Genomic DNA, 22,582 nt, shown 5'->3' on the forward strand with positions numbered 1-22,582 from the left:
TGTTAAGGAAAGAATGTGCCGAAACCGCCGAGAGAATTAGCGGGCGCTCTTGAGCTTGACGGCCGCATACCAGACGATCAGCGCCACAAGCAGGATGGCGACGACAATCTGGAATCGGTCGAGCAGGGCGAGGATGGTGTTCCAACGCGAGCCGAGCAGATAGCCGGCCATCACCAACATGGTGTTCCACACCGCGGAGCCGAGCGTGGTGAGCGCGACGAACCACGCGAGCCCCATCGAAGCGATGCCTGCAGGAATGGAGATGAGACTGCGGACGATGGGGATCACACGCCCCACCAGCACCGACGGCGACCCGTACCGTTCGAACCAATCGTTCGCCTTGTCGATGTCGCTGGCCTCGGTGAGCGGCAGCCAATCGAACAGGCGGCGCATGCGTTCGGCGCCGATGGCGTAGGCGATGGCGTACAGCGTCAACGCGCCCGCCACCGAGCCGATGGTCGCGCCGATGATCGCCTCAGGCAGCGACATATGGCCTTGCGCCGCGGTGAACCCGGCCAGAGGAAGGATGACCTCGCTGGGGATGGGTGGGAATAGGTTTTCCAGAAACACGGCCACGCCGGTGCCGAAGCCGCCCATGGCGGCCATCAGATCGACCAGCCAGGTGGTGATCGAGTCGATGACGCCACCGGTGCCGGTGGTGTATTGCAGGGTGTCGATGGATGATGCCGACTCTTGAATCAGTGCTGTTGCTGCCATGCGACATAGCCTATGAGACCAGTACTCAGATACCACTCAGATTTTGGGATGGCCTTGCGCTGTCCACCGCGGCCACGGGTCTTTGCGCCGCGGTGGCCTTATGCGCTTATCACTGTTCGGCGAGCGGGAAACGCACCAGCATGGTGGTGCCGTTCGGCGAGGACTCCTCGACGATGATTGATCCGTGATAGCGGCTGGCGACGTCCCGTGCGAGCGCGAGGCCGAGACCATATCCCTGATGCGTGGTGCCGTCGTCGCTGCGTGCGAACCGTTGGAACAGCCGTTCCGGATCCTCCCCAATGCCGGGGCCGTGGTCAATGACGCGGATCGCGACGTCGTCATGGTGCCCGAATCCGATCCGGACCGAAACCTGCTGACCGCGCGGCGAATGGGCGATGGCGTTGTCCAAAACGGCCACCAGACAGCGCGATATGCCGGTGAGATTGCCATCCACAACAAGCCGGGAATCCGAAGCGTCGTCATGCCGCACAATGGTCACCCCCTGACGTTCGGCCAGCGGGGCGACGGCGTCGACCGACCGGCTCACCGCATCCGCGATACGCACCGGTTCGGTATGCGTTGCCCCACGCGCGGCGGTCAGCAGATCGGTGACGATGGCGTTCATCCGATCCACGTCGTCGCGCAGATCGCGCAGCGGCTCATCGATGTTCTGGCCGTGGGCGAGCCGGAAGTCGATGAGGTCGATGCGGGTGGAGATCACAGCCAACGGCGTTTTGAGCTCATGGCTGGCATCGGCCACGAAATTACGTTGCAGCCGCAACGCACGCTCCAACGGAGCCACCTCCTTGCGCGAGTAATACCAACCGGCCGCGGCGACCGCGACGATCACGCCAAGCACGAACAGCACGGTGAAGAAAATCGCCTTTTCTGTGTCGATCACCATCATGCCGTCGCCGAACTGCGCATCGACGGCCATACGGTCGGGATCGATGCCTCGCTCCGAGAACTCATGCCGCGAACCCAGCAGCACTCCGGCGATGAACAGCAGACCGCCGATGATGGTGATCGCGCCCACCGTCACCGTCATACGCAGGCTGATGGAGTCCGCGATGGTACGGCGCTCCCCGGTCCGCGTCGACGATGGTCGGACTATGGACGATGCCATATCCGCCGCTTTCTTGAACCATGGTGCGAAACCGCGCATAGGGCCTCCCTCGGTTTCAGTCGGCTTCGGGCGAGCCGATGCGGTAGCCGCGCCCACGCACGGTTTCGATGATTGAACGCGTGGTTTTGCCACGAATGTAGGAGACGTACACGTCCACGGTGTTCGGCTCGCTGGCGTCGTCGAACACCTCGCGCAACAGTTCCTCGCGGGAGAACACATGGTTGGGAGAGGCGGCGAGCGTGGCGAGCAGCGCGACCTGCGCCCGCGTCAGCGTAAGCCCCCGCCCGTCGGGATCCTCGATGCGTGACGAGACGGTGTCGAGCATCCAATCGCCGATGGCGATGGTGACGGTCCGTGCCGCGAACCCACGCAGCATCGCATGCAGGCGCGCCTGAAGCTCGGCGAAATGGAACGGTTTGGTCAGATAATCGTTGGCACCGCCATCAAGCCCGGCGACGATGTCATCGACCTCGGCGAGCGCGGTGAGCATCAGCGCCGGCGTCGTCATGCCCGCCGCACGCAGATCGCGGACGATCCGCAAACCGTCCATGTCAGGCAGTCTGCGGTCGACGACCAGCGCGTCATAATGCGAGCCGGACAGGAGCGCCCGCGCCTCGGCGCCGGTTCGGGCCCATGACACCTGAAAATCCTCCGAGAGCATCTCCTGTGTCATGGCGCCCAGACGTTCGTCGTCTTCGATGAGCAGTACCGCGGGCAGTAGCAGCCGCGATGGGTCGCTGAGCGCCAAAGCGCTCGCGGGATTCTGAATATCATCCGCCATGCTTCTCCTTCCGCCGGGTCGGGCCCGTTTTCGCTTAGTGCCATCCAAAGGAATTGTCGCTAAGAATACGCTAAGAAACGCGGGGGAGACGCCGTGCCATGCCGTGCGGCGGTATGGTGTGCCTATGCAAGAGGTGCAAGAGTCGCAAGAGGTGCTGCGCGCGCGGAATATGTCATGCGCGATGCCGGCCGAGCATGGCGTGACAAGCGTGTTCCAAGGGCTTTCGATATCGCTTCGCCGGGGTGAGATCGTCGATCTGGTCGGTCCGTCCGGCTCTGGCAAAAGCAGTCTGCTGACCGCTCTGGCCCGATTGAATCCGCATGCGGCCGGAGAGCTGACGCTTGAGGGTCGGCCGGCGGAGGAGTTCGCGCCGCAACAATGGCGTCGCCGTGTGGCCTATCTGCCGCAGAAGCCGACGCTGATCGGCGACAGCGTGGGCGAGGCGATCCGTCTGCCGTGGACGCTGACGGTGCGTAAGGAAGCGGATTCTTCCGTGAAAGCCCGGTTCGGAAAATTGTGTTCGCATGCGGGTCTGGAGACGGGTCTGGAAACTGGCTCGCTTCTGCCGGACGGGCGGATTCGCGAGCTGTTGGACGCCGTCGGTTGCTCGGATGTCGACCTTTCCCGGCCTGTGCATGATCTGTCCGGCGGGCAGGCGGCCCGCGTCAGCCTGGCGCGCACGCTGCTCACCCGTCCGACGGTGCTGCTCGCCGACGAGGTCGACGCCGGGCTGGACGACGATAACGCGCGGCTGGTGACCGATGTGCTGGCCGAAGCGGCCGGACGCGGCATGACGGTGGTGCGCATCCGCCACCGTCCGCCGGATGGCCGCGCGTCGCGCATCCTCAGACTGGCGGACGGCGTGTTGTCCGACGCGGCCGGTTCGGCTGGTGTCTCCGGCATGGACGGTGATGCTGCTGGCGGTGCTGACGGTGACATGGCTGGCGGCGCGGTCGGTGCGGCCGTCGCGGCGTCGCACGCGATGCGATGACGGGGGAGATGGGCTGATGGGAAGCACGACCTATTCCATCGATATCTGGGGTCTGCTGGTGGCGATGCTTATGGTGGTCGCCGCCGCGGCCGTGTCGGGCATCATGCGCATGGGCGTGGGGCGCACGCTGCTGTGGTCGGCCTGCAGGGCTCTACTGCAGCTGTGCGCGATGGGTTTCGTCATGGGCTTCGTAATCAAGGCGAACAATCCGTGGCTGGTGTTCGCCCTGATCGCCGTGATGCTGGTCGCCGGCGTGCAGATCACGCTTTCGCGCGCCAAAGGCGTGCCGAAGGGGCTCGCGGGGCCGGTGCTGCTCAGCCTGGTGGTCACGATGACGATGATGATCGCCCTGGTGGCGGAACTCATCGTCCGTCCGCAACCGTGGTACGCGCCGCAATTGGTGGTGCCGCTCACCGGCATGCTGTTGGGCAATACGGTGAGCGCTCTGGCGGTGGGATTGAGCCGGTTCTATGAAAGCATGGGGGAACGGCGCGACGAAATCGACACTCTGCTGGCGCTCGGGGCGAGCAAGTGGGAGGCGGCGCGGCCGTCGGTGGTCTCATCGATCCGGCTCGGCCTGCTGCCGACCACCGCATCGCTGGCATCCAGCGGCATCGTCACCATTCCCGGCATGATGGCCGGTCAGGTCATCGCCGGTGGAGATCCGCTCGACGCCGCGAAATACCAGTTCGTGATCCTCGCCGCCATCGCCGCGCTGACCCTGCTCGCCGACAGTCTCATCATGCTGATGGTCTACAAAACCTGCTTCACCGCCGACGACCAATACCGGCCGCTGGTGTGACGAACACATGGTCAGCCGTTATCGGTAGCGACGGTATGTCGGAATTGTCCTGATGGTTGTGCGATATCCGCGTGACCGGAATTAATCCGTGGCAGTGTCCATGCTGAAAGTGGGTTATTTAAAAGCGGTTCAGCGTAACATCAAGCGTTTGAGGGGCATCTGCGTTACTGGTAGTGGATTTGGGCCTTTGCAAACATCGATCTGCGTTAGCGGTAGTGTCTGCGGGACCGTAGACCAGATATGTTCCGCGGCGTTCCAACGAACATACTTGGCTTACGGGATTAAGGACACTACCGCTAACGCAGATCGATGCTTGCAAGGCCTTGAATTCACTACCGCTAACGCAGATAGCTGGAGATGCGATTATATGTGCCGAACTGTCGACCGCGTTCAACGTCTTTAGAAAGAGCTATTCGGTCTCCGCGCAGCCGCGATGGCCGTGTATGGTGCAGGAGTCGAGGGCTTGCTCCAGCGAGGCGAATTCCTCGGCCGTCAGTTCGACGTTCGCGGCGTCGAGGTTTTCGAGGATCCGCGACTGGTTTTTTGAACCGGGAATGGGAACGACGTTCGGATACTTGTGCAGCATCCACGCCAGGGAGATCTGCGCGGACGTCGCGTGCTTGCGTGCCGCGTAGTCGCGTAGGATCTCGACTAGAGGCTGGTTCGCCGCGATGTTCTCCCGCGACAATTGCGGCACGACGTTGCGCACGTCGTCCACCTGTTCGAACCGCGTCCGCGGCGTGATCTTGCCGGACAGGAATCCGCTGGCGATCGGCGAGAACGGCACGACCCCGATCCCATGCTCCATGCAGTAAGGGATGACGCTCTCCTCGCAATCTCGCTCCATCATCGAATAGATGTTCTGCACCGCGGAAACCGGCGTCACCGCATGGGCTTTCGCGATGGCCCGCACGCCGACGTTGGACAGGCCCCAAGCGCGGATCAGACCTTCTTCGATGAGCCGCCCCATGCCTTCGGCCACCTGCTCGACCGGAACGTCGGGATTGAGGTGATGCAGATAGTACAGGTCGATGTAGTCCGTGCATAGCCGTCGCATGGATCCCTCAAGATGATGCCGCAGCGTGGCGTACACGCCGTCGCGTCGCGCCTCGCCGGTCGGCAGGAACAGTTTCGTCGCGAGCGTGACGTCGCGCCGCATCGGCTGCAGCGCCTTGCCGACGATGCGTTCGTTATGCCCGATGCCTTCCAGATTGGGGCTGTACACCTCCGCGGTGTCGTAGAAGGTGCACCCATGCTCGTAGGCGGCGCGGATCGCCTGGATGCTGTATTCCTCGTCGGGGATGCGGCCGTAGCCGTGGGAGAATCCCATGCATCCCATGCCGATTTCGGATACGGTCAGATCCCTGAGTTTGCGCGTGCGCATTGCGGGTCTCCTTCGTTGCGAAGCGTGTGCGTGGGTCATCTTGACGTGGTCGGGCTTGTCGAGTGTGGCCCGCATGTTGAAATCGAATGATGCTGTCATTGTAGACATGTGAACGACGCTTGGAAGTCGACGATTTGCGCGGGCGTCATCTGATGGTTCCCGAACAGGAGTCGCCGGGCGAGTTCCAGTCGTTCCTCGACGCCCATCCCGAACTGGATGTGGAACGCACGCATCGCTTCTACGACATGGACACCTTCAACCGATGCGAGCAAAGCGGCGACTTGCTGCTCACCTTGGACGCCTGGTCGGGCGTGCACCCCTCGCTGACCACTGTTCCCGTGCGATGGGATCTGCGCGTCCCCTACGGACTGCTATATGCCAAACGTCCGGATGATCGCGTGAGAGGATTCATCGCCGTCGTCAAGCGCATGCTGCGTCGGCGTCCATTTAATATGAATGGTGATGAACTACTTATATATGAGTATTTTTAAATTAAATCCTTAGGTATTGCTAATATATAAGTATGTTTACATTGCTTGATGAATTAATGCCGGGGGATGTCTCCGCTGGTGTCGCGGAGCGCATGGTGGCGCGTCGCAAGGAACGGCATATGAGTCAGGCGCAGCTTGCCTCCGTGTCCGGGGTGAGTCTCGGTTCGCTGAGGCGGTTTGAGCAGCTTCATGAGATTTCGCTGACCTCGCTGGTCAGCATAGCCTTTGCGTTGCAATGCGAAAATGATTTCGAATCATTGTTCGCGAACCCGTACTATGCGACCATCGAGGATGTCGAGGCCGCTCGCAAACGGGGTGAATGATGACGGGCGGGGCACGTGTGGATGCATTGCCAGATGTCCAGCGACTCCATGTGCGGTTCGATGGGCATCCGGTGGGAACATTGGTACTTTCCGCCGCTCGAACGTTGGCCTTCTCGTACGATTCCGACTGGTTGCGCAACGGATTTTCCATCAGCCCGTTGAGTCTTCCCCTCCGTGAGGGGGTGTTCGTGGCGAAGCGAGATCCGCTGAACGGAATGTTCGGCGTGTTCGATGACAGCATGCCTGATGGATGGGGTCGTCTGCTGACGGATCGTCTGTTGCGTCAACGTGGCATGGATCCCTATGCGGTGGGATTGTTGCAAAGACTCGCCATCGTCGGTTCCGGCGGAATGGGTGCGTTGGAGTACGAGCCTGAGGCGGTACTGGAGAACGAGCCTCTATGCGCCGACTTGGATGATATCGCGAGGGAATGCGCCCGACTGTTGGAAACGGACTACTCCGACGACTTGGATCGGCTGTTCGCGCTTGGCGGCTCGTCCGGAGGCGCCCGTCCTAAAATCATGACCGCTGTTGATGGCGAGGATTGGATCATCAAATTCCCGTCGTCGATGGATTCATCCGATATCGGGGAACGGGAATACGAATTGTCAACGCTTGCGCGAGCATGTGGCATCGATATGCCCGAAACGCGATTGTTCCCATCCCGAACATGTTCGGGGTATTTTGGCGTGAAACGGTTTGACAGGGTGCGAACGACTTCGGGGCTGTCCAAAGTGCATATGGTGTCGGCCGGCGGTTTATTGGAAACATCGCATCGTCTGGCGAATCTGGATTACGGTCTGTTGATGCGATTGATCATGCGCATCACCGACAGCGCGGAGGAATGCGAGCGGCTATACCGGTTGATGTGTTTCAACGTGTTCATCGGCAACCGTGACGACCACGCAAAAAACTTCAGCTACCTCTATGACCTTGGGCATGAACGATGGAGACTGTCTCCCGCCTACGACCTGACGGAAAATCCCGGCATCAACGGGGAACATACCACCGCGGTTGCCGGCAAGGGACACGGAATCGCCGTTGTGGATATGGTGGGCATCGGCGTGCGTGCGGGCATCACTCGTACCCGCTGTTTGAGCATCGCAGGCGAGATTCGAGACGCCGTCGCTTCGGCGGGCATCACGCCGAAGGATTGACGAGTCCGTCAGATTCATATGATTGATGTGTGCGGCCCATACGACCTGACGGACCTTGACGATGTCGATGCTGGGAGTGTCCGAGCTCCATTACGCCTGCGTCAGTGAGAATCCTCGGAAGATGTAGTTCATCTGGAAGACGATGAAACGTTCGAGGGGCACGCCGCCCGGGTCGGCGAGCCATGCGGCGATGGTGGAGGTCAGCGCGGAGGCGTAGAACTCGCATACCAGATCGCGTTCGCGCCCGTATCTGGGAGCCTGGGCCGGCAGGTTCGCCTCGATCAGGGGTTTGAGCATGTCTTTGAACCGACGCGAGAACGAGGGATCGCCCCGGTCGGAGAGCAGCACGGCGACATACTCCTGATATTCCTCGGCGAACGACAGGATGTCGCTCATATGCGCGGTCAGCTGCTCATACGACGGCGCCTCGTTCGGCGACTGGTCCATCGCGTTGATGCGGTCGAAGAACTCGTCCTCGATGTGTGTGAGCACGTCGCGCACGCCACTGAAATACTCGTAGAACGTGGCACGGCTGTATCCCGCCAGCGCGGTGATCTCGCGCACGGTGATCTTGTCGATCGGGCCGGTGCAATACAGTCGCCAAAACGCGCGGATGAGTTTCTCCCGCGCCTGGGACGGGCGTCTTTCGCGTGCGGAGACTGCGATATGTTCGCCTTGCATTGTGATGCGCTCGCTTTTCTGCGGAAAATCACGGGTTTTCATCCAGCATACCTTACACATTGTCAGATTGTGTCTGAATGTTGGTATTTCAGTGAAAACTACACTGAATATCGTCCGGTTCCCAACACAATGCAGGGTGAAGGCGGCCGGCTTTACGCAATCAATATGGAATATGAACCCCAAGGAAGGATGGCATGCACAATGGCCGACTACGCTGAGACGAGCGCGATGGAGGAAGCGATCAAGGACCGTCTGGAGACGGGATTCCGTAATTGGAACGGCGGCTACGACGGTTGGCTGGAATGGTGCAACACCCTCTACGAGCCGGATGCCTACTACAACATCCCCTTCAACGGATCCCAGCGCCGCTGCACGCTCGAGGAATACAAGGGCATGATGGGACAGCTGTTCGAGCACTTCACCATGGAGCTCGGCGCTTTCGACAACATGATCATCAAGGGCGACTGGGCCGCGATCAGGTATACGGTGAAGGTCAAGAATCTGGACACCGGGGCGGAGATCCTCCAGCACACCATGGAATTCGTCAAGTTCAAAGACAACAAGGACGAACGCGGCGTGCGCGTCGTGGAAGGCTGGGCCCTGTCTGATTCCGCGCTGTGCTGAATCGCTGTTCGCGGCCATGTTCGGCGCAGTGATGGGCCGCCGATATCAGCGACATCGCGGCCCATGGTCCTGAACTGCATCCCGGATGTGACTTGATCGCCTCACAGCAGCTTGTCGATATCATCCACAATCTGTTCGGCGGTCAGGCGATAACGGGCATACTGGGAGTCCAACGGTTCCCGGTCGGTGAACTCCTTGTCGGCGCCGTACGTGAGCGTGCGCACGCCGGTGGGGCCGTAGAACGCCGCCACCGATTCGCCGAAGCCGCCGGCGCGCTGTCCGACTCAGGCCTGCGTCTTAATGAGGACAACGGATACGCGCTGAATGGTCGGGCAGGAGGCGGCGTGCTGGCCGTGGTGCTTTACGGCGCCCCACGCTTCGACGGATCCTTCTCATGCAATGCCGGCGGTTATTTGAAGTGCTTCCAGGATCCGATGAGTTCGATGCATGCGTGGCCGCCGATCTCTTTGCCGTGGTAGGTGCCCGTCACATCGCAGGAGGCTTCGTATTTATGCAGTTGCTTCATCACTGAAGCGATCTCCTGTTCCTTGGGGTCCGGCGCGAACGTCAGAACCGCGTCCTCTGATGGAATGCGCACGGTGATCCTCGTCGGATAGTACTGGTCGGTCCGCTCGCTCAGCCAATACGCGTTCATGCCGTTTTCGAACGGCTCGATCTCGGCGTAATCCAAGGTGCCGTCTGCTCGCAGAATCGTGACCCAATGCTGCTGGTGCGAAGGGACGTCGCAGTCGAACACGCTTAGTACATCGCCGTTGTCCAGATACACCGCGATCCACGACCAGCGCAGCACATTCTTCATGTTCTGGTCCTGCCATTGGCGGTCGAACCAGCTATCCGCCCGAATCGAATAGCGTTCGTCTTTGAGGGTCATCGTACCCGTCGTACTCATATGCGGGATCGAGTACTGGTGCACGTACATATCAAGCAGCTGGAATGCGCCGGTGCGTTTGCTGTAGATGGGCAGTCCGTAGCAGACTCCGACGCCTTCGACCGTGGCGTCGGGCATCGAGAAGCCGAACTCCATCCGGTCCCATGTGCCGCGCATGTACCCGTTGGGCATGGTGATGCCGAATCCGTTCTCGTCAAGCGTGACGTCCTTGGCCGAGTACATCTTGTCCTCGCCGTAGTAGTAGCCCGTGGTGTGGTCGGTCACCGAGACGACGGAGACGTACTTGGTGCCCAACACCGGAACCTTCATGATCATGAAATGGAACAGATAGCTGATGGTGTGGCCGCGGTCGGTGAAATGACCGATGATGAACCATGAGTTCAGGCCGTATTCGGGTTTGTTGGCCAGATCTTCTTCGACGTCCACCATGGGGTTGCTGCCGGTCATGGGCGTGCGCAGATTTGCGGTCAGGAGGTTTTCGTTGACGTTCATATTCATGTCCTTGTGTGTTTTTCGTACGTGTGGTTTATTGTAGAACTCAGAGAATGAAAAACAACTTCGAGTTCGATAAATCGGTTGGATAACCGACCATATCGGCGAAAAAGTTCGATAACGAGGCGCAAGGAGCATAAGCATGGACCTACGAGTGGTGAAAACGCTGAAGAACATCGAACGAACGTTTCTGGACCTAGCGGCGAAAGACGGCATAGAGGACATGACGGTCAAATCGCTCTGCACCCACGCGCAAATCAACAAGGCAACCTTCTACGCCCACTACGCGGGAATGCACGAACTGCTCGAGGATATGGAAGACAAGGCCATCGAAGAGATCCGAGCGGACAACGTCATCGATGAGAGGGCCCTGCGCGCCCCCACCGATTTTCTGATGCGCATGCTGGACGCCTGCGGCGACAACGAGGCGGCGAACATTTTTATGAACAGCGGCCGGAGATCGACGTTCGTGCGCAAACTGTTCGCCGGCGTGAGGGAGGATCTGTATCGACGGTTCCCCGAGTTGCGTGACAGCGAAGGATTCGACTTCGTGCTGACCTTCGTGTTCCACGGGTTGATGGGTGTGACCACGGAATACGACGAAAACAAGGACGACAAGCGGCTCATCGCGAGCCGTTTGGGCGAAGGCATATCGCTGATGTTCCAGCGCGCGATGGCATGACATCGCAACCGGTGCGGTTCGTGCGGCGAGGCGTTCTCGGCGACGTGCGTATGTCCTTCCATGATGAGGAGGATGGGATCCGATTTGGCATGCGTGTTCGTTGTGATGCCTTGTTTGGGATGGCGGAGGCCGGGATGGAGGAGTTCGTCACCAGGCGAACGGTTCGGAGAAGATGTCGGCGGGGCGCACGCCGTTGCGGCGTAGCATCGTTGTGATCGCGCGCAGCATGGGGGAGGGGCCGCCGATCAGATACAGGGCGTCGGGTCTGATCGCGTCGGCGAGCTCCTGTTCGCTGAACTGGCCGACCAGCAGACGCAGCGTGTTTGCCGATTCCGCCGCCCATGCGGTCAGCTCGTTCTGTCCGATGAGGTCATCGAGCGTGCGCGCGGAATACAGCATGGTCACCTCGCGGCCATGCTCGGTGCAGTACTGGGCCACCGGTATCAGCGGCGTCACGCCGATGCCTCCGGCGTAGATGACCACAGGTCGCCCGCTCCCACGTTCCTCCAAGAACCGGCGGTATCGTCCGAACGGGCGCAGCATGGCGACCCGCATTCCCTTGCTTATGGAAGTGCCGAGCAGCCGTGTGAAATCGCCGTCGGCGCGGATCGCGAACGTCATCAGGCCAACCGCGTTCGGCCGGTTCATGATGGAGAACGGATGGTATTCGCCCATGCCCTTGACCCCGGGGAAGCGTAGGAATACGAAATCGCCCTCCTCCCACGAGTCGGCCAATGCGGAAACGCGCACCTCGAGACTCCACACATCGCCGGAGATGCAGTGGATGTTGACGACCCTGCCTTGCGGTGCCAGAACACGGTCGCGGAACTTCGCCCACACATATACGGCCGCCACAACGGCGGCGTAGGCGTTCGCCGTGGCGACGAACGCCGGCATCATCGTGAAATACCAGACGAGATTGAAATGCGCGATCACGATGGCCGTCGCCACGATCAGCAGGCGGTGCAGCCACACGTTGACCTCATGCCGGCCCACGCGCTCGATCGCCCGCCGCAACGCCTTGGCCGGAGCGAAACGCTCCGAAATCCAACCCGCCATCGTGACCAACGCGACCACCACCAGCGCCAACAGCATATAGAACGCGACCTGACCGGTCAGCCGGGTCAGGCCCGCCGACGGCAGATCAAGCTGGTGGAGGAACGCGAACACCAAAGCCAGCACGCCCAGCACGCCATGCATCATATACATCTTCGGCAGACCAATCAGACGGTCCAGCCAGTGCGGGCGCGTGGCGAGCACGATGGCCTCCAGCATCCACACGTAGGCGACGAGCCCCGCGGCGATGCGCGGTATCAACGCGGCGATCATCGCCGGCGCGCAGACGACGAACACCGCCACCAGCGTCGCCGGAATCACAACCAGCAGGGCGATCCAGACAAGAGGCACGATCAGACTCGGGCGAGGGGATGCGCTCATAGGCCAAGGCCTTCAACCCACGAGCGAACGTCGTCATCCGAGGTCGAGGAGCCGAAACGCTGCCCCTCCAGCCAGTCTCCGGTGCCGGCGAGCTCGGCCAGTTGGGTGCCGCTCGAACCGAGTCCCGAACTGGAGGAAGTGCAGAACGGCACCACCGTCTTGCCGGTGAAGTCGTTCGCCACGACGAAGCTGCTGGTGGGCCAGGCGGCGATGCCCCACCAGATCGGGTAGCCGATGAACACGACGTCATAGGAATCCCAGCCGTCGACGGCAGCGGAGACGAGCTCCACGTCCCTGCTGTCGGGGTCGTCGTGCTCGCGCGAAACGCGGCTGTCGTTGTCGGTCCAATCCAAATCGTCATCGGAATACGGATCCGCCGCCTCGATCTCGAACAGGTCGCCTCCGGTCGCCGCGGCGATCTGCTCAGCCACGGCCGCGGTGGTGCCGGTGGCCGAATAGTAGGCCACCAGAACGGTGGCGTCGGTGACGGGTTCGGACGTGCTCGTGGACGAACCTGAGTCGTTCTGCGCGGAATCCGTCGAGGACTGCGCGGAATCCGTCGAAGAGCCGCAGCCGGCGAGGCTTGCGACGAGTGACAGACTGAGCGCTACGGTGGTGAGCTTCTTCATGATGGATCCTTGGTCTACGGGTTTGGGTGTCTCATCCGTGAGGATGTGCCGTCAGCATACGGTGAACGGCGATGGCTCATCAAATGTGCGGACAATATGGAGCCGTATGCCTTTTGTGCATAGTGCGCGTGGGGACTCGGCCGTCAAATCGTCGTGCGTCGGCGATTGGACGGCTGTCGGCCCCACGCGTGGGCCGACAGGTTCGGGTGTCTCAGCCGATATGGATTAGGGATTTGATGGCGCGGCGTTCATCCATCGCCTGGTAGGCGTCCTGCACATGATCGAGGTCGAAGGCGGCGGTGAACACCTTGCCCGGCTCGATGCGGCCGTCGAGCACGGCATCCAGCAGCACGTTCCTGTCGTAGGTGATGACCGAGGCGGGACCGCCCTTAAGACCGACGTTGCGCCAGAACAGTGAGTTGACGTCCAATTTCGCGGCATCGATATGCGGCACACCCACGCGTCCGATCGTGGCACCCGCGCGGGCGACGGCCAGAGCGGTCAGCGTGGACTGCTCCGAGCCGACGCATTCGAGCACGGCATCGGCACCGTCGCCGCCGGTGAGTTCCATCACACGCTCCACCGCCTCGTCGCCGCGCTCCGGCACGACGTCGGTGGCGCCGAACTCACGCGCCACAGCCTGACGGTCGGCATGGCGGCTCATGGCGATGATGCGCTCCGCGCCGAGCATTCTCGCGCCCAGCACACCGCACAGACCCACCGCGCCATCGCCGAACACCACGGCGGTGTCGCCGGGCTTGACCTCGGCGCTCACGGCGGCGTGATAACCGGTGGCCATCACATCGGACAAAGCGAGCAGCGAGGCGCGCATATCAGCGGAATAATCGTCCGGCGTTCCGGGAATCCTGATCAGCGCGCCGTCCGCGTTGATCGCGCGCATGACCTCCGCCTGATAGCCGGCGTTGCCGCCCGGCTCCACATTGGGGCAGTCGGCGTCGAACCCGGCCTTGCATGCGGCGCAATGGCCGCAACCGTGGGTGAAGGGCACGATGACGAAATCGCCCGGCTTGATTTCGCGCACGTCGGCACCGACCTTCTCGACGATGCCGATGGCCTCGTGGCCGGCGAGCGAGCCGTGCTGGCGCTGGGAGATGCCTCGGAACCACCACAGATCCGACCCGCACACGCATGCGTCGAGCACGCGCACGATGGCGTCGGTCGGCTTCTCGATCGCAGGCTCCGGCACGTCGTGGACCTCCATGACGCCAGGCTCCACAAATACGGCTGCTTTCATCATTGTCATAGTCCGCACTCCTTTTATCGTTCGCGCTCCACTGGCGGAGCGTCGTTGGGATACGGGACCGACGATATTCTCCGGTAGCCGTTACCGGTCAAATCAAGACACGCGGCGCGCGAGAAAATCGCAAATAAGCTCGGTGGCGTGATTCGCGGCATCGGGGGAGTAGGCATGTCCGGCACCCCTCAGCGTCTCCAGAGTGGCATGCGGCAACGCTTCGGCCGCTTTTCGGGAAGCGGATATCGGCACCAGGGTGTCGCCGTCTCCATGGATGATCAGCACGTCGCCTTCGTATCCCGAAATGGCGTTGAACACGTCGAAACCGTTCACGCTGGCGAAATAGTCGCGCCCCACATCCATCAGCATGTGGAAGTAGGACTCTGGAATATCGTTCTTGTCGGGGAAGAGACGGTTCGCGTCATCCACCAGAGAGAAGGCCGGCGACGACAACACCATCGCCGCGATGTCGTCCGGTCTCGCGGAGGCCGTGAGGGCCGACACCACACCGCCTTGGCTGTATCCGAGAAGAAACAGGTTGTTACGGTCCACGTCGTCGCGTCGAAGCATGGCGTCGATCACCGCGTTCAGGTCGTCTCGCTCGGTGAAGACGGTCATGTCGAGAGTGGATCCGTCGCTTCGGCTGGACGGGCTGCCTCCGCGAAAATCAAGACACGCGACCAGGAACCCTCGTTCGGTCAACGCCTGCGCGTACCGCAATCCGCCTTGGTGGGAGCCGCCGAAACCATGCGAGTAAATCACCGACGGCAATTCGCCGTCGGCATGTTCCGGATGATGCAGTTCGACGAAAACGCGTCCGTTTCCTCCATCCACCCATGTCTCTTCGGTCCGCATGATGACTGCCTCCTCGCTGATAATCGTGTTACCGCTGAGTATAGGAGACGGTAGTGGCTGCCGGTCAAGTCGGTGACACGTTGCACCTCAGCACTGGTAATCCGGCGCGAGCAGCGACATCAGCGCCTGGTCGTGGTGGTGGACCAGCTCGCTGTTGTCGTCGAGCAGCATGGTCGCGCCGGACTCGTGCGTATAGGGCTCCCATTCGGGCAGTCCGTCCGCGGCGGGCACGCCGGTGCACGCGAAACTCACCCACGACTGTCTGATTGAAAACACTCTGCCATACGCGAGGTGCAAGCCTTGCGAAGGCTCACCCACGCTTGGCTCATCGGCTGGCGTGCGGATGCGTTCATGATGGCAAGACCTCGTTCCTGATTTGGATTCCCGCCAACGCGACGGAAGTATATGCGCCAAGTGTATGGACCCAGATTGCAGCTCCATAAGGCAGATATGCGGTTGTTCTATAAGAAACCTGCATTAGGCTATTCATTATCCGCATAGCGTGATGCGAAGTTTCGCGAGACGGCAGCCGGGCGTCCGCCTTAGCATGGCAGCATCTCCCCACCGCCCGCCGTCCATCGGCATGCCGGTGGGCCGGTCAATCCCAACGCAACTCAAAGGAGAGAGCAGATGCTCAGTATCAACTGGAGCGATGTGATCAACGTGCTCACATCCGTGGCTCCGCATCTCATCGCGATCGGCATCGCGCTGATCATCGGCATCGTCGTGACGGTCGCCGTCAACACGCGCACCGTGCGGGCCACGTCCGTGCGCAAACTGGTTCATGGCGAGACCTGGCTCGCGGTGTTGGTCGCCGTCGTTGCGAGGAGGGCGCGATTTCCGCCCCTTCCGACGAGTGAGATATGATCGGCCGACCGGCCGTTGCTAGATCCGTTCTATTGCCTGACGTGGCGTCCGGGTTCCTCCATTCCCGGACGCCACGTCTTGTTATAGGCGATATGGTCGTGCCTCATGATGAAGGTGCGGCCCCAAACGAAGACGCGACGAGAGGGATGTCTCCAGGCATGCGGAAAGCGGCGCTCGCCACGTTATCTCAGGGAGAATCGGGGTTATTCGTCAACCTCTGAAGGGTTCCTACGGACGAGCCGCCACAGCCGTGACGAACGCGTTGAGGAAGCCGGCGTCGTCGGCGCGGCACACGCAGTGGAATTCCGCCGTGGCGTCGGCGTCGGTGATTCTGACGAGTTTGCGGTCGCGGACGGGTCGCTCGTAGATGCGCAGGGACGCTTTGGTGACGAAGTACAGCAGGTCGGTGGCCTGCGCGATGGCGGTGAACGATTCGGAATCGGATTGGCGTAGCAGACGCGAGGCGGGCAGATGCTTACGGCACACATCCTCCCAGAAGCCGATGCCGTTGACCAACAGGATGTTGTAGCCGTTGAAGTCTTTGAACCGCATCTCGTCGAACCGCGCCAACGGATGGGTTTGCGGAACGGCCAGATACAACGTCTCCGTCATCAAAGGAGTGCCGATCAGGTTCAGTTCCTCCAAAATCCCTTTGGATGGATTGTTGAGGATGACCATGCGATAGGTGCCGTCCGACACTCCTTCGAGCATCTCGTCGTCTGATTTCATCTCGCTGGACACCGTCATATCGGGCTGCATCTGCGAAAGGATCCGCGATGCCTCCCACAGCGGGGCCGGCGCGCAGGAGGCCACGGCGATGGTATGGCGGCTGCGGTCGTATTCACGCACATGACGCATCATCTCATCATGCATGGCAAGCAGGCGGCTCGCGTATTCGACCGCCATCTCGCCGTTCTCGTTCAACGCGATGGTATTGCGGTCGCGATCGAACAGCGGCACTTTGAATTCGCTTTCCAGCCGGCGCATCGTGCGGCTGAGCGACGGCTGCGACATATGCAGGCTGCGGGCGGCGCCGGACAGCGTTCCCTTCTTCGCGAACGCGACCAGCTGTTCGAGATCCTCCATATCCGACATACCGTTGCGTGACTGTTTGTTTTCGTTGTCGAAGCATTCAGTCATGCATGGCGTCGTTGCCGACGCCAGCTCCAAGTCTCACACCGCTTGCGCGGACGCTTGGTTCGCGCTTCATCGCGGTCCGCCCGCCGGTCCGGGGGCCGGCGGGTCTTACGTCCGCTCCACGCGCGTTTAACGACCCGGTGGCACTCACCGCGTCGAGGATGTTTTTGGCCGCGTTTAGGTCGCGGTCGATGGTCAGCCCGCAGGCCTCGCACGCGTAGGTGCGCTCCTTGAGGGACAGTTTGGCTTTCACCATCCCGCACGCGGAGCAGGTCTTGCTGCTGGGGTAGAAACGGTCGACGACGTGCAATCGCGCGCCGCTTCGGGCGCATTTATACGTCAGCATGCGCCGGAATTCGGCGAAGGCGGCGTCCTCGATGGCGCGGGCCAGCTTGTGGTTGCGCGTCATGCCCTGGACGTTGAGGTCCTCGATGCAGACGTCCGAATGACCGTCGGCAAGCTTTGTGGTGAGCTTGTGCATCGCATCCGCGCGCAGATTCGCCACACGGGCATATGTCCGGGCCACCGTAACCCTCGCCTTGGCGTAACGGTTGGAGCCCCGCTTTTTGCGGCTCAGCGAGCGTTGCGCCTTGGCAAGTCTTCCGAGATTGCGCTCCAATGGTCTGGGGTTATGGACGACGGTGCCGTCGGAGATGGTCGCCAGCTCCTTGACCCCCAGATCGACTCCGATGGGAGCGCCTTCGGGAGGGATCGACGCCGGAGGATCCGCGCGCTCCACGGTCAGGCTCGCATACCAGCGTCCCGCGCGTCGGGAGACCGTCATCCTCAACACTCTGCCGTCGCCCACGCGCTTCATGACATTCTCGAACGTGTGGACGCGTCCGATGCGAGGCAGTCTCAACGCCTTCGGATCGTCGAGGATAAGACCGAACGAGCCTGTCGTGTACGCGAACCGCGGAGTGGTTCGGTCGCGGGATCGGAACGTCGGAAAACCAACCCTGCGCCCCTTTCTTTGGCCTTTGCGCGATCTGGTGAAGTTGCACAGGGCGTCCGCCAGTCCCGACAGGCCCGTGTTGTAGGCCTCCTTGCTGTTCTCGGCCCACCATGGCGCCAGTCGCGCCTTGTTGGCGTTCCACCAGCGGCGCAACGCGTACAGATTCCAGTCGGGAGCCTCCCCGCGCTCCAGTTGGTCCTTCACATGCGCCAAAGCCGCGTTGAACGCGAACCTCGCCGCGCCCGCATGCGAAAGCATGAGACGCTCCTGCGCGGGAGTGGGATCCAGAGCGACCTTGACCGCCTCAAGCATCGCGCGCCGCCCGTAACGCCGCCATGGCCTTGTCCCTCGCCGCGCTGCGTCCGTACAGGCGGGCGCAGAAGGAGGTCAACACCTCGGTCATATCACGCACCAGATCGTCATCCATCTCCTTGTCGTCGACCATGATGAGTCTGCGTCCCTGGGCGCTCAAGGCGCTCTCCACCAGTCCCGCGTTCATGCGGGCAAGTCGGTCGCGATGCTCCACGATGATCACGCCAACCTCCGGATCCGCGAGCAGTCGGTTGAGTTTGCGTCGCCTGTCGTTCATGCCCGAACCCGTCTCCGTGACCACCTCGGGATTTTCGACGCCCATGTTCAACGCGAATGCCTTCAACCGGTCGGCCTGGCGTTGCAGATCGTCCTTCTGGTCGGCCGAGGAGACGCGCGCGTAGCAGACGGTTCGCGAACCTGCGGGAGTCCTATCCGCCTTCTCGTATTTTGGATCATGGACGATGATGTATCCCGCGTCGGTGCGCTCGAACGGCACGGGCATACGGTCCTCGCGGCACCATTTCCAGACCGTCTGGATGTTGAAGCCTTCGCGTTCCGCCCATTCCCTTGCTCTCATGTGCCAAGTATAGCAAACGGAAACAAGTCAAACCATGCAGCGACGTTCGTCGTAATGTTTGAGCGCGAAATTGGATTCCGTTCGTCATAAATAATGAGCGCGAAATCCCGCGCGGCCCGCGTCGTTCGCGGGGATGCTTGCCTTATGGAAGGCAGACTGGACATGGCCACGAGAAAACGGCTGACGAACAGGTTCAAGGCGGAGTACGCCAAGGGCGACAAGAAACAGAAGGGCGAGATCCTCGACCGCCTCGAGGCCGTCGGGATGGGCAGGTCCACCGCCCGGCGGCTGCTCACGCAGGCGGAGAGGGAGAAACCCGTGAAAGGCGCGGCGCGGGGCAGGCGGCCGAAGTACGACGCGGGCGCGCAGCGGCTGCTGGAGCGCCTGTGGCTGCTCATGGGCATGCCGTGCGGCCCGTACATGAAGGCCATGTTCGACCAGTGGATTCCCGCGCTCCTGGCGAACGGCGAGCTCGACGGCATCGACGGCGACGCGCTGGACCAGGTGCTGGCGATGAGTCCGTCGACCATCGACCGGCGGCTCAGACCGCTCAAACAGGCCGCCATGCCGAAGGGCGCGTCGCTGACCCGGCCGGCCGCGGAGCACATGCGCAACTCGATCAGGATCCGCAAATGCACCGACGAGACAATCCGCGTTCCCGGCCTGGCCGAGGCAGACACCGTGGCCCACTGCGGGCCCAGCATGAAGGGCGAGTTCGCCCGCACCCTGACGATGGTGGACTACGCGACGAACTGGACCGTGAACGTCACCGCCCGCAACAATGCCAAATCCAACATCAAGGCAGCGGTCGCCACCGCCCTGCCGCTCTTCCCGTTTCCCGTCACCTGCTTCGACTCCGACAACGGCGTCGAGTTCATCAACGACGAGCTCGTCGACTGGCTGCTCGAACAGGACATCGAACAGACCCGCAGCCGCCCGTACAGGAAGAACGACCAGGCCACCGTCGAGTCGCGCAACAACCACGTCGTCAGGAAATACGCGTTCCACTGGCGCTACGACACCGCGCAGCAGCGCGAGCTGCTCAACCGGCTGTGGGCGAAGACCTACGTGCTGCTGAACCTGTTCACGCCCACCCGCAAGCCCGTGCGCGTCGACCAGGGGCGCGACGGGCGCAGGAAGACCGTGTACGACGAGCCCCGCACCCCGTGGGCGCGCGTGCTGGAGCACGACGCCGCCGACCGCGCCGCCGGGGGCGGCGGATACGTCGTCGACGACGCCCGCCGCCGCATCGAGGGGATCATCGCCGCCACCAACCCCGCCCGCCTCAACCGCGAGATCGCCGTCATCCAGGACGAACTCGAACGCGTCAGCCGGGACCGCACCGAGGCGATGGCCCGCCGCGCCGGCCTGGACATGGGATACTTGGGAAAGGCGATCGAACGCATGCGCGCCGACGCCGGACAAAACGACAAATAGATCGCAGGCACCGTTTCGCGCTCACCCATTACGACAAACGAACAACGATTACGCGCTCACTTATTAATGACGAACCTCGGCAGTATCGTCTACAGATTCAAACCCATGACTGTACACCATGTGGACATGCCGGGCGATGCCGCCCGCCCATAGGGCCGTGTTTGCTGGTCTGATGGGTGGGTTGGTAAGCGAAGAGGCTTCTAGGCAAAATGGATGGTGCGTTGATTCCGTTCCGTTTTGCGAGGAAGCCTCGTGTCGAACACTACCAACGTGACCGTATCCATGGATCGCGGGTAGGCGCGCGTGCATCGGGGCGTTCGGGACGTTTCCGGCGTTGCTCTCGGTGCTGGCGGACGCGTGGGAGGAGCCGGGCGCGCGTTGGCGGACGCGTCGGACATGCTGGACCTCTCGAGTCGTGCGATCGGTCGCTCAGGGCCGCGCGGCCCGCTGTCCGAGGACGCGGGCATCTGTGCGCCCGGCGGATTCTAGTGGTGGTTGCAACGCCTGACGGTTTTCGTTGTTGGTTTAAGGCTAGTCGGCGGCGCGTGGTCCTCGCCGACGCCGCTCTTCCGAACAGCGCCACACATGGCGCCGGCGGCAGCATCGCTACCAATCCATCAGTTAACTAAATACTGTGCGCCCATAGTCGCCGCCGAATTGGGTCAGGAGTTTTCGCGGATCCGGCTGCCGCCGAACACGTCCAAATCCATATGGTCGAGCGCTTCGTCGATGGTGCGGATCTCGTCGGCGGTGAGCGCCACCTGCGAGGCGGCGAAGTTCTCCCGCAGGCGCGCGGGTTTCCTCGATCCGGGGATGGGGATGATCCACGGCTTCTTGCACAGCATCCACGCCAGCGAGATCTGCGCGGCGGTGGCCTGCTTGTTTTGGGCCAGCCGTGTGACCAGCTCGGTGAGTCCCTGCGCTTTGCGTCGGCCCTCTTCGCCGAACTGCGGCATGGCTGCGCGATAGTCCGCCGCGTCCGTGAACTTCGTCGTGGCATCGTAGCCGTTGGTGAGGAATCCGTTGGCCATGGGGGAGAACGCCACCAATGCGACGTTCAATTCCTCCAAAGTCTCGAACAGCGACTCGTGCCAGCGGGCCATCATCGAATACCGGTTCTGCACGGCGGCCACGGGGCAGACCGCATGGGCGCGGCGTAGATAATCTTCGTCGGTTTCGGAGACGCCCCATGCCCGGATCTTGCCTTCGCGGATGAGTTCGCCCATGACCTCAGCCACCGTCTCCGGAGAGGTCTTGGGGTCGATGCGGTGCTGGTAGTAGAGGTCGATGGTTTCGACGCCCAAACGTTTCAGACTGCCTTCGACTGAACGGCGGATGGTATCCGGCGAACTGTCTGTCGTGAGCGTGCGGTCCGGAGCGATTGTGATGCCGAATTTCGTGGCGATTACGACGTCATCGCCCATGCCGCGAACCGCCTCGCCCACCAGTTCCTCGTTGTATGCCGTGCGTCCGTCGGCATCGATGCCCGTGTAGCTTTCCGCGGTGTCGAAGAACGTGTACCCCATCTCGTAGGCCTTATGCAGCACATGGACCGCTTGGTCTTGATCCATAGGAGCGCCGTAGCCGTGGGTGAATCCCATGCAGCCCAGTCCCAGTGGAGATACTTCGATTGCGGATCCGCCAAGTACCCTGTGTTGTGTGTTCCCTTCGCCCATATCCGCCATTCTTTCCGTTGTGTTTTCGCCGCGTTTCCGCTGTTCCGCCGGTGACACGTGGCGCAAGCGCGCTGCGCGGGCCGGCCGATTCCGTTCGTTATGGGTTCATGCTATGCGCCCGCATGCGGGCGGCGCGTGAGGCTTCGGCAAACACCCATACGCAATGCGCATAGCTCCATACGGCGGCGACATAGCGGATGGCCCTATCAGCATCGCCCTTCTTTAGCGTGGACGAGACGACACATACTGATGGCCCATCCACGCTGGATGGGCCGTCTCTGTTA

General features: G+C 61.8%; 25 protein-coding genes. 9 read left to right on the forward strand and 16 right to left on the reverse strand.

Annotated features, from left to right (window positions below):
* Positions 1 to 36: 36 nt before the first annotated feature.
* The 3 genes from BE0216_RS00245 to BE0216_RS00255 form a co-directional block, all read right to left on the reverse strand.
* Positions 37 to 717 carry a DedA family protein gene (locus BE0216_RS00245; RefSeq protein WP_094637155.1) on the reverse strand — a complete coding sequence of 227 codons (681 nt, stop codon included), beginning with the start codon at positions 715 to 717 and terminating at the stop codon, positions 37 to 39.
* A 109-nt stretch (positions 718 to 826) separates the two neighbouring features.
* The gene (locus BE0216_RS00250) at positions 827 to 1,843 is read right to left on the reverse strand and encodes a sensor histidine kinase (RefSeq protein WP_158217228.1); all 1,017 of its coding nucleotides are present in this window, start codon (positions 1,841 to 1,843) and stop codon (positions 827 to 829) included.
* 55 nt (positions 1,844 to 1,898) lie between these two features.
* Positions 1,899 to 2,624, reverse strand: coding sequence for a response regulator transcription factor (locus BE0216_RS00255; protein ID WP_094637157.1), 726 nt, complete (start codon positions 2,622 to 2,624; stop codon positions 1,899 to 1,901).
* A 124-nt stretch (positions 2,625 to 2,748) separates the two neighbouring features.
* Here BE0216_RS00255 and BE0216_RS00260 point away from each other — a divergent pair, with 124 nt between their 5' ends.
* Positions 2,749 to 3,615, forward strand: a complete 867-nt coding sequence (locus BE0216_RS00260; protein WP_094637158.1) for an ABC transporter ATP-binding protein — start codon at positions 2,749 to 2,751, stop codon at positions 3,613 to 3,615.
* 16 nt (positions 3,616 to 3,631) lie between these two features.
* Positions 3,632 to 4,417, forward strand: a complete 786-nt coding sequence (locus BE0216_RS00265) for an ABC transporter permease (RefSeq protein WP_094637210.1) — start codon at positions 3,632 to 3,634, stop codon at positions 4,415 to 4,417.
* Positions 4,418 to 4,826: 409 nt separating this feature from the next.
* Here BE0216_RS00265 and BE0216_RS00270 read toward each other — a convergent pair whose 3' ends face one another.
* Positions 4,827 to 5,801 (reverse strand): aldo/keto reductase, encoded by a 975-nt coding sequence (locus BE0216_RS00270; protein ID WP_094637159.1) that lies wholly within the window; start codon positions 5,799 to 5,801, stop codon positions 4,827 to 4,829.
* Positions 5,802 to 5,920: 119 nt separating this feature from the next.
* On the opposite strand from BE0216_RS00270, the gene BE0216_RS00275 reads away from it, so the two are divergent.
* The 3 genes from BE0216_RS00275 to BE0216_RS00285 all read left to right on the forward strand — a co-directional run bounded on the left by BE0216_RS00275 (position 5,921) and on the right by BE0216_RS00285 (position 7,772).
* Complete coding sequence (locus BE0216_RS00275; protein WP_094637160.1) at positions 5,921 to 6,292, forward strand: hypothetical protein; 372 nt, start codon at positions 5,921 to 5,923, stop codon at positions 6,290 to 6,292.
* Positions 6,293 to 6,384: 92 nt separating this feature from the next.
* Positions 6,385 to 6,615 (forward strand): helix-turn-helix domain-containing protein, encoded by a 231-nt coding sequence (locus tag BE0216_RS00280; RefSeq protein WP_226805801.1) that lies wholly within the window; start codon positions 6,385 to 6,387, stop codon positions 6,613 to 6,615.
* On the forward strand, positions 6,612 to 7,772 hold the full coding sequence (locus tag BE0216_RS00285) for a type II toxin-antitoxin system HipA family toxin (protein WP_226805654.1): 1,161 nt from the start codon (positions 6,612 to 6,614) through the stop codon (positions 7,770 to 7,772). Before BE0216_RS00280 ends, BE0216_RS00285 begins: the two co-directional genes overlap by 4 nt.
* 90 nt (positions 7,773 to 7,862) lie before the next feature.
* On the opposite strand, the gene BE0216_RS00290 is transcribed toward BE0216_RS00285, so the two are convergent.
* The gene (locus tag BE0216_RS00290) at positions 7,863 to 8,495 is read right to left on the reverse strand and encodes a TetR/AcrR family transcriptional regulator (protein WP_158217229.1); all 633 of its coding nucleotides are present in this window, start codon (positions 8,493 to 8,495) and stop codon (positions 7,863 to 7,865) included.
* Between the two features lie 147 nt (positions 8,496 to 8,642).
* Between BE0216_RS00290 and BE0216_RS00295 the strand changes: the two genes are divergently transcribed.
* On the forward strand, positions 8,643 to 9,077 hold the full coding sequence (locus BE0216_RS00295) for a nuclear transport factor 2 family protein (RefSeq protein ID WP_143147979.1): 435 nt from the start codon (positions 8,643 to 8,645) through the stop codon (positions 9,075 to 9,077).
* 101 nt (positions 9,078 to 9,178) lie between these two features.
* Here BE0216_RS00295 and BE0216_RS00300 read toward each other — a convergent pair whose 3' ends face one another.
* A complete protein-coding gene (locus BE0216_RS00300; protein ID WP_158217230.1) occupies positions 9,179 to 9,328 on the reverse strand; it encodes a hypothetical protein in 150 nt (49 codons plus the stop codon).
* A gap of 158 nt (positions 9,329 to 9,486) precedes the next feature.
* Complete coding sequence (locus BE0216_RS00305) at positions 9,487 to 10,479, reverse strand: lipocalin family protein (RefSeq protein WP_158217231.1); 993 nt, start codon at positions 10,477 to 10,479, stop codon at positions 9,487 to 9,489.
* Between the two features lie 142 nt (positions 10,480 to 10,621).
* Here BE0216_RS00305 and BE0216_RS00310 point away from each other — a divergent pair, with 142 nt between their 5' ends.
* The gene (locus BE0216_RS00310; RefSeq protein WP_094637212.1) at positions 10,622 to 11,161 is read left to right on the forward strand and encodes a TetR/AcrR family transcriptional regulator; all 540 of its coding nucleotides are present in this window, start codon (positions 10,622 to 10,624) and stop codon (positions 11,159 to 11,161) included.
* A 147-nt stretch (positions 11,162 to 11,308) separates the two neighbouring features.
* Here the strand turns inward: BE0216_RS00310 and BE0216_RS00315 are convergent, their stop codons facing one another.
* The 5 genes from BE0216_RS00315 to BE0216_RS00335 all read right to left on the reverse strand — a co-directional run bounded on the left by BE0216_RS00315 (position 11,309) and on the right by BE0216_RS00335 (position 15,613).
* Positions 11,309 to 12,598 carry a ferredoxin reductase domain-containing protein gene (locus BE0216_RS00315; protein WP_094637164.1) on the reverse strand — a complete coding sequence of 430 codons (1,290 nt, stop codon included), beginning with the start codon at positions 12,596 to 12,598 and terminating at the stop codon, positions 11,309 to 11,311.
* The gene (locus BE0216_RS00320; RefSeq protein ID WP_094637165.1) at positions 12,595 to 13,227 is read right to left on the reverse strand and encodes a flavodoxin; all 633 of its coding nucleotides are present in this window, start codon (positions 13,225 to 13,227) and stop codon (positions 12,595 to 12,597) included. The genes BE0216_RS00315 and BE0216_RS00320 overlap by 4 nt, the downstream gene beginning before the upstream one ends.
* A 211-nt stretch (positions 13,228 to 13,438) precedes the next feature.
* Positions 13,439 to 14,482 (reverse strand): zinc-dependent alcohol dehydrogenase family protein, encoded by a 1,044-nt coding sequence (locus BE0216_RS00325; protein WP_094637213.1) that lies wholly within the window; start codon positions 14,480 to 14,482, stop codon positions 13,439 to 13,441.
* A gap of 102 nt (positions 14,483 to 14,584) precedes the next feature.
* Complete coding sequence (locus BE0216_RS00330; protein ID WP_094637166.1) at positions 14,585 to 15,337, reverse strand: alpha/beta hydrolase family protein; 753 nt, start codon at positions 15,335 to 15,337, stop codon at positions 14,585 to 14,587.
* An 87-nt stretch (positions 15,338 to 15,424) separates the two neighbouring features.
* Positions 15,425 to 15,613: a hypothetical protein gene (locus BE0216_RS00335; protein ID WP_143249319.1), complete on the reverse strand. Its 189-nt coding sequence runs from the start codon at positions 15,611 to 15,613 to the stop codon at positions 15,425 to 15,427.
* A 354-nt stretch (positions 15,614 to 15,967) separates the two neighbouring features.
* Between BE0216_RS00335 and BE0216_RS00340 the strand changes: the two genes are divergently transcribed.
* Positions 15,968 to 16,204, forward strand: a complete 237-nt coding sequence (locus BE0216_RS00340; RefSeq protein WP_094637167.1) for a hypothetical protein — start codon at positions 15,968 to 15,970, stop codon at positions 16,202 to 16,204.
* Between the two features lie 228 nt (positions 16,205 to 16,432).
* Here the strand turns inward: BE0216_RS00340 and BE0216_RS00345 are convergent, their stop codons facing one another.
* Genes BE0216_RS00345 through BE0216_RS00355 form a run of 3 tightly spaced genes read right to left on the reverse strand, consistent with a single transcriptional unit; the run spans position 16,433 to position 19,185 of the window.
* A complete protein-coding gene (locus BE0216_RS00345) occupies positions 16,433 to 17,344 on the reverse strand; it encodes a LysR family transcriptional regulator (protein ID WP_094637168.1) in 912 nt (303 codons plus the stop codon).
* Positions 17,337 to 18,608, reverse strand: a complete 1,272-nt coding sequence (tnpB, locus tag BE0216_RS00350; protein ID WP_094637169.1) for an IS607 family element RNA-guided endonuclease TnpB — start codon at positions 18,606 to 18,608, stop codon at positions 17,337 to 17,339. The genes BE0216_RS00345 and tnpB overlap by 8 nt, the downstream gene beginning before the upstream one ends.
* Positions 18,601 to 19,185, reverse strand: coding sequence for an IS607 family transposase (locus BE0216_RS00355; protein WP_094637170.1), 585 nt, complete (start codon positions 19,183 to 19,185; stop codon positions 18,601 to 18,603). Before BE0216_RS00355 ends, tnpB begins: the two co-directional genes overlap by 8 nt.
* A gap of 162 nt (positions 19,186 to 19,347) precedes the next feature.
* Between BE0216_RS00355 and BE0216_RS00360 the strand changes: the two genes are divergently transcribed.
* Positions 19,348 to 20,622, forward strand: a complete 1,275-nt coding sequence (locus BE0216_RS00360) for an integrase catalytic domain-containing protein (protein ID WP_226805655.1) — start codon at positions 19,348 to 19,350, stop codon at positions 20,620 to 20,622.
* 662 nt (positions 20,623 to 21,284) lie between these two features.
* On the opposite strand, the gene BE0216_RS00365 is transcribed toward BE0216_RS00360, so the two are convergent.
* Positions 21,285 to 22,298 (reverse strand): aldo/keto reductase, encoded by a 1,014-nt coding sequence (locus tag BE0216_RS00365; protein WP_094636415.1) that lies wholly within the window; start codon positions 22,296 to 22,298, stop codon positions 21,285 to 21,287.
* Positions 22,299 to 22,582 lie beyond the last annotated feature (284 nt).

Origin of the sequence: Bifidobacterium eulemuris (assembly GCF_014898155.1) — a bacterium.
GTDB lineage: Bacteria > Actinomycetota > Actinomycetes > Actinomycetales > Bifidobacteriaceae > Bifidobacterium > Bifidobacterium eulemuris.